Origin of the sequence: Streptomyces sp. SID486 (genome assembly GCF_009865385.1) — a bacterium.
In the GTDB taxonomy this organism is placed as follows: Bacteria; Actinomycetota; Actinomycetes; order Streptomycetales; family Streptomycetaceae; genus Streptomyces.
On sequence record NZ_WWJT01000196.1, the window covers coordinates 1 to 6,952 of the forward strand.

At 73.2% G+C, this 6,952-nt stretch carries 8 protein-coding genes; 3 read left to right on the forward strand and 5 right to left on the reverse strand.

Annotated features, from left to right (window positions below; genetic code table 11):
* Nucleotides 1-258: 258 nt before the first annotated feature.
* Nucleotides 259-1,254, reverse strand: a complete 996-nt coding sequence (locus tag GT045_RS09735; protein ID WP_345942597.1) for a L,D-transpeptidase — start codon at nucleotides 1,252-1,254, stop codon at nucleotides 259-261.
* Between the two features lie 163 nt (nucleotides 1,255-1,417).
* Here GT045_RS09735 and GT045_RS09740 point away from each other — a divergent pair, with 163 nt between their 5' ends.
* Together GT045_RS09740 and GT045_RS09745 are read left to right on the forward strand one after the other, a co-directional pair.
* Nucleotides 1,418-1,936 carry a SigE family RNA polymerase sigma factor gene (locus tag GT045_RS09740; protein ID WP_161287558.1) on the forward strand — a complete coding sequence of 173 codons (519 nt, stop codon included), beginning with the start codon at nucleotides 1,418-1,420 and terminating at the stop codon, nucleotides 1,934-1,936.
* The gene (locus GT045_RS09745) at nucleotides 1,926-2,600 is read left to right on the forward strand and encodes a L,D-transpeptidase (RefSeq protein WP_161287559.1); all 675 of its coding nucleotides are present in this window, start codon (nucleotides 1,926-1,928) and stop codon (nucleotides 2,598-2,600) included. Before GT045_RS09740 ends, GT045_RS09745 begins: the two co-directional genes overlap by 11 nt.
* A gap of 42 nt (nucleotides 2,601-2,642) precedes the next feature.
* Here GT045_RS09745 and GT045_RS09750 read toward each other — a convergent pair whose 3' ends face one another.
* The 4 genes from GT045_RS09750 to GT045_RS09765 form a co-directional block, all read right to left on the reverse strand.
* Nucleotides 2,643-3,590: an MIP/aquaporin family protein gene (locus GT045_RS09750; protein ID WP_161333919.1), complete on the reverse strand. Its 948-nt coding sequence runs from the start codon at nucleotides 3,588-3,590 to the stop codon at nucleotides 2,643-2,645.
* Nucleotides 3,591-3,702: 112 nt separating this feature from the next.
* Complete coding sequence (locus GT045_RS09755; protein WP_202527668.1) at nucleotides 3,703-4,368, reverse strand: SDR family NAD(P)-dependent oxidoreductase; 666 nt, start codon at nucleotides 4,366-4,368, stop codon at nucleotides 3,703-3,705.
* A 183-nt stretch (nucleotides 4,369-4,551) separates the two neighbouring features.
* Nucleotides 4,552-5,232: a DUF4328 domain-containing protein gene (locus GT045_RS09760; protein WP_345942598.1), complete on the reverse strand. Its 681-nt coding sequence runs from the start codon at nucleotides 5,230-5,232 to the stop codon at nucleotides 4,552-4,554.
* Between the two features lie 28 nt (nucleotides 5,233-5,260).
* On the reverse strand, nucleotides 5,261-5,947 hold the full coding sequence (locus GT045_RS09765; RefSeq protein ID WP_161292089.1) for a DUF6445 family protein: 687 nt from the start codon (nucleotides 5,945-5,947) through the stop codon (nucleotides 5,261-5,263).
* 261 nt (nucleotides 5,948-6,208) lie between these two features.
* On the opposite strand from GT045_RS09765, the gene GT045_RS09770 reads away from it, so the two are divergent.
* The coding region (locus GT045_RS09770; RefSeq protein WP_161292107.1) for a DUF4142 domain-containing protein at nucleotides 6,209-6,952 on the forward strand (744 nt) is incomplete at its 3' end.

Here is a 6,952-nt window from a genome sequence, read left to right on the forward strand (position 1 = left end):
GCCGCCCGGGCGGGCCCCGCGTGCGCGGCACCGGCCGGCGCCGCCACGGCGAGGAGGGCGGCTGCGGCGGCACCGGCGCAGATCGGACGGATACGCGGTCTCGCGCGGTACGGCACGGCGCCCCCACTTAAGTAGCCGATTAAATGTACTTAACTGCGCGCTTAACCTAGGGCCGCTGCCGCCAACCGGCAAGAGTCGTGCGGGCGTTGATGTGAGTCCGGCCGTCCCCGCGGGGCCGGCCGTCCGGGCGCCGGGGCGCTACGGCCGGGGGGACGCGGCGGTGGCGCCCTTCCGGGACGCGCTGTGGGACAGCCACGCGGACCAGGTCAGGTTCCAGTCGCCGTAGCCGTTTCCGGCCTCGACCGTGTCCTTGGAGCCGGTGACGCGGATGACGTCGCCGGGGATGACGCGCCGGTAGAACCGTTCGGCCGTGCCGTCGGTGGCGAGACCGACGCAGCCGTGGGTGACGTTGGACCGGCCGGCATAGGTGTCCGCGTTGGGGTTCTGGTGGACGTAGGTGCCGGAGGTGGTGATGTGCACGGCCCAGGCGTAGTAACCACGGTAGGCGTCGCCGAGGTCGACGGTCCGCGAGTCCATGTAGACCTGGGGCTGTTTGTCCAGCACCACCATGGTCCCGTTCCAGGTGTCCAGGCCGGGCCGGCCGGCGGTCACCGGGATGCGGGTGGTGGGCTCGCCGTCCTCCTCGACGGTCATCGTGTGGCTGCCGACGTCGACGGTCGCCGTGAGGGAGCGGCCGATGCCGAAGTGCCGTACGGCGTGGGTGCCGACGCGCAGGGTGACACGGGTACCGGGCTTCCAGTACGCCGGCGGCCGGTAGTCGACGCGCTGTCCGTCGGACAGGTCGCGGTCCTTGACCCAGCTCCAGGCGCCGGTGACGGACGGTTCGGTGCCGACGGTGAGCCAGTGCTCGATCGCGGCCCGCTGGGACTCCGGGACCGGGTGCGGGAAGGTGACGGATATCGGCATGCCGACACCGACGGTGGCGCCCTCGCCGACGTTGACGCGGGCGCCCGCGAGCGCGGCCGGCTCGGGGACGGCGGGCGCGGTCCGGCTGGGCGCGGCACTGGGCCGGTGCGCGCCCCGGGCAGCCGTACCGGTGCGCTCGGTGGCGGCCGACGGGGTGCCGCCGGTGCAGCCGGCCGCCGCGAGGACGATGGCGCAGGCGGCGAGGGCGGCGGCGACGGAGCGCTGACGGCGGCGCGGACGGCGGCCGGTCGAGACGGGCGTGAACACGGATTTTCCCCCTGGGTCGTGTGCGGTCATCGTCTCTACGCACCGCACGGGGCCCGGGTTGCATCCGGGCCCGGGGAAATCCGCAGGGGCCGACGACGGGGGCCGGCGGCCCCGGCCGCCCCGTAGGATCGCCTCTCCGGAACGGGGGACACGGGGGGACCGGATGACGGAGGAGGAGTTCGACGCCTTCTACACGGCTGCCTTCCCGCGGCTGGTGGGGCAGTTGTACGCCTTCACCGGTGATCACGCCGAGGCACAGGACGTGGTGCAGGAGGCGTTCGTCCGGGCCTGGGACAGGCGGACGGCGTTCGACGCGGCCGAGGCGCCGGAGGCGTGGATCCGCACGGTCGCCACCCGGCTGGCGGTCAGCCGCTTCCGGCGGGCCCGGCGCTGGCTGGAACTCGTCCGCGCGGACACGCCGCCGGACCAGACCCCGGGCCCGGGGCCCGAGCATGTCGCCCTGGTCGCCGCCCTGCGCGAACTGCCGGCGGCCCAGCGGCTGGCCGTGGTGCTGTACCACGTGTGCGACCTGAGCGTCGATCAGATCGCCAGGGAGACCGGCTCCCCCGTCGGCACGGTCAAGGCGCGTCTGGCCCGCGGCCGCGCCGCGCTCGCCCGTCACCTGTCGCCCGAGGAGGCTGAGACCATGACCGGGACGAAGGAGGCCACCCATGCCTCATGACCCGTCGGGGCCGGCCGTGCCCGGGGAACGCACCGACCGGCTCACCGAGGCGTTGCGCGAGGTGGCCGGCCAGGGGCGGCGCTTCGCCCCCGCCCCGGGCGCCGTCGTCCGGCGACGGGCCGTACGGCGCCGCCGTACCCGCCGGGCCGTGCTGATGTCGGCCGGGCTCGTCGCCGCCGGTACGGCCGTCTTCGCCGGTACGGTCCTGCTGGACCCCGCCGACCGGCCGGCGCGCCCGCCCGCGGCCACCGCCTCCACCACCGCTCCGGCGCCGCCGGCGCCCGACGACTCACCCGTCCACGACATCAGGATCGACCTGACCAGTCTGGAACTGCGGGCGGGAGCGGTGACGTTCCCGGTCTCCGCACCGGGGATGAACCGGCCGTTCCAGGGCGACGCGGTGGCCCGGGTCACCGAGCGGCTGCGCCGCGTGCGGTTCAGCTCCGTGCCGACGGGCGTGGTGGAGGGGCACGACTGGGTGCTGTCCTTCAGCGGTCCCGAGCGCGAGCCGCACTTCATCTACAGCGCCGGCCCCACGGTGGACGTCCCCGGCCGCCGCCCGTCCACGCTCGGCCTGATCGGTCTGCGCCCGGCCGACGCGCGCTGGCTGTACGAGCACACCGTCGTCGGCGCCAAGGTCACGATCACCGGCGACGGGACGTGACGCCCGGCGCCGCTGCCCGGCCGGGGGTGCGGCCCGCCCGGTTCACTCCTCGTCGTGGGTGTGCACGGGCCTCGAGCGGCCCGGCGGGGGCAGTTCGGCCAGTTCGGACCGGACGATCAGGACGTCGCCGATGAAGAGGTCGTAGACGAGGATGCCGATGGCGCCGCCCACCAGGGGCCCGACGATCGGGATCCACCAGTAGGCGCTGAAGGCCCCGGACACGCTTCCGGGGAACGCCAGGCTGTCCCAGCCCGCCGCGTAGGTGAACAGGCGCGGCCCGAAGTCGCGGGCCGGGTTGATGGCGTAGCCCGCGTTGGCTCCGTAGGACATGCCGATGGCGGCGACGGCGAAGCCGATCACCAGAGGTCCGAGGTTGGCCTTGACCGCCTGGTTGCGCAGGTCGATGACGGCGGCGATCAGCATGAGCAGGAAGGCCGTGCCGACGATCTGGTCGATCAGCGGTCCCCAGACGCCACCGTGGAAGTACGCGGCCGGGAAGGTCGCGAAGATGGAGAAGGTGGTGTTCGTGTGCCCGTTCACCTTCGGCCCCGCCACGGTGCTGTCGAAGGTGTTGATGGCGTCGTGGTAGACGAGGTAGACCAGCGCGGCCCCGGTGAGGGCGCCGACGACCTGCGCGAACCAGTACGGCAGGACCTTGGCCCAGGAGAACCCGCGGCGCAGGGCCATCGCCAGGGTCACCGCCGGGTTGAGGTGGGCGCCGCTGACGCCGCCGGCGACGTAGACGCCGAACACGACCGCGAAGGCCCAGCCCCACGTGATGAGCAGCCAGTCGCCCGCCGCGAGGAAGATCGTGGTGGGGGTGGCGGCCCGGCCCGAACCGGGCAGCGCGGCCACCGCCATCGCGACCACACCGCAGCCGAAGGCGATGAGGACGAGGGTTCCGAGGAACTCCGCCAGGCACTCGCCCAGCAGACCGCCCCGGCTCCTGAGACGGGACGTCTTGACGAGTGCAGGGATTTCCACAGCCATGGAGGCCCCCTTTGAAGAGAGCGATGCGCCCAATGTCCCCATATTGGCTCACAAAGTCACTCCCCGCAGGGTGACCGTTCCCCGGACCCGCTCAGCCGCGCACAGCCGGGGGTCAGCTGTCGAGGTCGTCGGCGTAGTGCCGGAACCCGTGCCGCTCGCGGTGCAGGGACCACAGGGTCTCGGCGAGGACGGCCGGATCCTTGCGCGCGTGCCCCGCCGTGATCGCGCCGGGGATCACCAGCTGGGCGACGTGGATGCCCTCCGCCGCGAGCCGTTCGTGCAGCAGATGGCCGTAGGCGCTCTCCGCGGCGAAGGCGATCGAGGTGCCGGCCCGCTCCGGGTGCGGCACGGCGGCGCTGCCGCCGTTGACGAACAGGATCGTGCCGCGCCCGAGCCGCCGCATGCCCGGCAGCACCTGCTGCACGGCGGCCACCGGGCCGTAGACGGAGAACTCGATCGGCGCCACCAGGTCCCGGTGCCCGGTGTCCAGCACCGGCCGCATGAAGTCCCGGTGCGGCACCGGGCTGTACTGGAGCACCTCGACGGCCCCGAGGGCGTCGGCCAGCTCGCGCAGTGCCACGGCGAGCTGCTCCGGCCGGCGCACGTCGGCGGCGAACCCGCGGGCGGTGATCCCCTCGTCCGCGAGGCTCTCGGTGATCACGTCCAGGCGGCCCCGGTCCCGGGCGATGAGTCCGACACCGAACCCCTCCCGTCCGAACCGCCGCGCGACGGCGGCGCCGAGTCCGGGCCCGGCTCCCACGATGGCGACACTGCTCATGCCCACCATCCGTACCGCGGACGCGCGCGGCTCACACCGGCCACGACGGCCCCGGCGGACCGGCCGGAGCATCAGCCACCCTGGAGACCGGCCGAAACGTCAGCCACCCTGCGGACCGGCCGTAGCGTCAAGCGCCCTGCGGACCGGCCGTAGCGTCAAGCCCCCTGGGGACCGGCCGGCGCGTCAGGCGTCCCGCGGGCCCGGGCGGAGCCGCTCCGCCTGCGCGGCGGTGACGGCCCGGACCGCGAACACCCCGGCGACGGCCGCGCCGACGACGGCGGCGTCACTGGCGAGCAGCGGCCAGACACCGGTGTAGGCGCGGGCGATGATCTCGTCGGTGGAGTCACGGGAGACGATCCCGACCCCGCTGAGCATGCCGGCCAGCCACAGCCCCCACCACACGTCGACGCTGACGGGCAGCCTGCGTCCGGGGACGCTGCGCCGGTACGCGTCGGCGACGATCCCCCGCGGGAACCACAGGTTGACGACCGGGACGACCCAGCCCAGGTACACCCAGATCCCGGCGTACCTGGGGGCCTCCCCCGACAGTGCGCGTGCGTTGTCCCGCAGCCGCAGCAGCCAGGAGACGAACAGCATCGCGCAGACCAGGGCGGCGACGCCGCCCACGGCGGTGACGAAGTGGTAGGAGTCCTCCAGGGAGTTGAGCGGCCGGTGCACTCCCTCCCCCTGGTCCGGCGGACCCGACGCCGGTTCCCCGGCCAGCGCCAGCCGCGCTTCCCACACCCCCCGCGCCACCCAGGCGAGTCCGGCGAGGAGCAGTCCCCCGACAGCCGGCCAGGCCGCCGTCCCGACGGCCCGGTCCTCCGACGAAGGCCCCAGGGCCTGCTCTGTCTCCGTGGTCACGCCCTCATCCTGGCTCACCGGGCCGGTCTCAGGCCATCCAGAAGAAGACCGCCGTCATGCGCTTGTCCTCCAGTGTCCGGCCGGTGTAACCGGTCGCGCTGTGGACGAGGTTGGCGTTGTACAGGAGCAGGCGGTTGTACTTGTGCGGGACCCGTACGTCCTCCTCGAAGTGGTCCGCCGGTACGAACCGCGTGCCGAGGGCCTCGACGAGGTTGTTGTGCGGGGCCTGGACGAGGTTGCCGCCGAGCCGGCCGCCGGGCAGTGACTGGCGGTAGAAGGCGGTGCCGCAGTCCTTGGGGGCGGCCGGGTTGAGGTAGAGCACGGCCGCGTACCGGCACAGGGCACGGGAGTCGGTGTGCGGGCGGGGCTCGCTCTCGCCCTCGCCGACCACCTGGACGCAGTTGTGGTTGAGGGTGCCCCCGCCGGGCGTCCGCTGCACCCAGAGGTCCTTCGCCCCGGTCGCCTTCTTCACCAGCCGTTCGACGCGGGCCAGTTCGGCGGGCGCGAGGCCCGGCATGGCGCGCAGGCCCGGCCAGGTCTCGGAGGTGTACGGGTATCCCTCGACCCAGTCGTCCTTGGCCAGGCAGCGCTGCCGCACGGCGTCGACGTCGGGCAGGACGTCGTCCAGCACCCAGTAGTCACGCCCCTTGGTGGGCTTGCGGTAGGGCAGGACGGGCAGCGCGGCGGGCGGGCGTGGCGGGGGCTGTGGAGGCATGCGGCGAATCTAGGACCGGCCGGGGCCGCCTTCTCCCGGCCGATGGTCAACGTTTCGGCAACCGTCTGTCATGTACACCAATGGATGGCAATCGACGTGCGCGGCACCCCGTACGGAGTTTTTACCCGCACGGCAGAGACGAACCGCTTCCGCATCCGTACTGCTGTGCGTCCGAACCGCCCACGTCGTCATCGCGGGCGGATCCACGACCGGGCAGGAGGCACGGTGCGCTTTTCGCGGAACGCGACGGGAACTCTCTTCGTGGGCGGTGCGATGACCCTCACCCTCGCGGCCCTCGCCTACCCGGGCATGCTCGGGCTGGACACCGTCTCCAGCTCGCAGACGCGGATCGTCGCGCAGACCCAGTGGGGCCCGCTCACCGAGGGCGACCGCGACTTCGTCGTCAAGGTGAGGGCGGCCGGCCTGTGGGAGTACCCGCTCGGTCAGATCGGGCTCCAGAAGGGCTCCTCCAAGGGCGTCAGGACGGCCAGTGAGCACCTGGTCGACGGACACGCGGCACTGGACGCCTCCTGCCGCAAGATCGCCCCGATGCTGAACATCACCCTGCCCAACGTGGCCAGCCCGCAGCAGCAGGGGTTCGTCAGCCAGTTGCAGGCCGAGAGCGGCAAGCAGTTCGACACCGACTTCGCCAACATCCTGCGGATGACGCACGGATCGATCTTCAACACCATCGCGAAGATCCGCTCCACGACCAAGAACTCGCTGGTCCGCGCCCTCGCCGACCAGGCCAACGACACCGTGCTCGACCACATCACGGTGATGGAGAAGACCGGTCTGGTGGACTTCGACCAGACCATCTTCAACCAGACCACCCCGCCGAAGCTGCCCTCCTCCGACCTGACCCCGCCGGCCCCGCCCGCGGGTCAGCCGGAGGTGGTGCTCACGCCGCCGCCCACCGCCACGTCCACGCCGCTGGACCTGAGCGGCCTGGGCGGCGGCCCGCCGGCGGGCGGCACCGCCCCCGGCCCCAGCCCGTCGGCGGGG

Coding starts and splice junctions, on each gene's coding strand:
- GT045_RS09750 (WP_161333919.1), bottom strand. CDS start 3,590: ATGGCTGTGGAAATCCCTGCACTCGTCAAGACGTCCCGTCTCAGGAGC.
- GT045_RS09755 (WP_202527668.1), bottom strand. CDS start 4,368: ATGAGCAGTGTCGCCATCGTGGGAGCCGGGCCCGGACTCGGCGCCGCC.
- GT045_RS09745 (WP_161287559.1), top strand. CDS start 1,926: ATGCCTCATGACCCGTCGGGGCCGGCCGTGCCCGGGGAACGCACCGAC.
- GT045_RS09765 (WP_161292089.1), bottom strand. CDS start 5,947: ATGCCTCCACAGCCCCCGCCACGCCCGCCCGCCGCGCTGCCCGTCCTG.
- GT045_RS09740 (WP_161287558.1), top strand. CDS start 1,418: ATGACGGAGGAGGAGTTCGACGCCTTCTACACGGCTGCCTTCCCGCGG.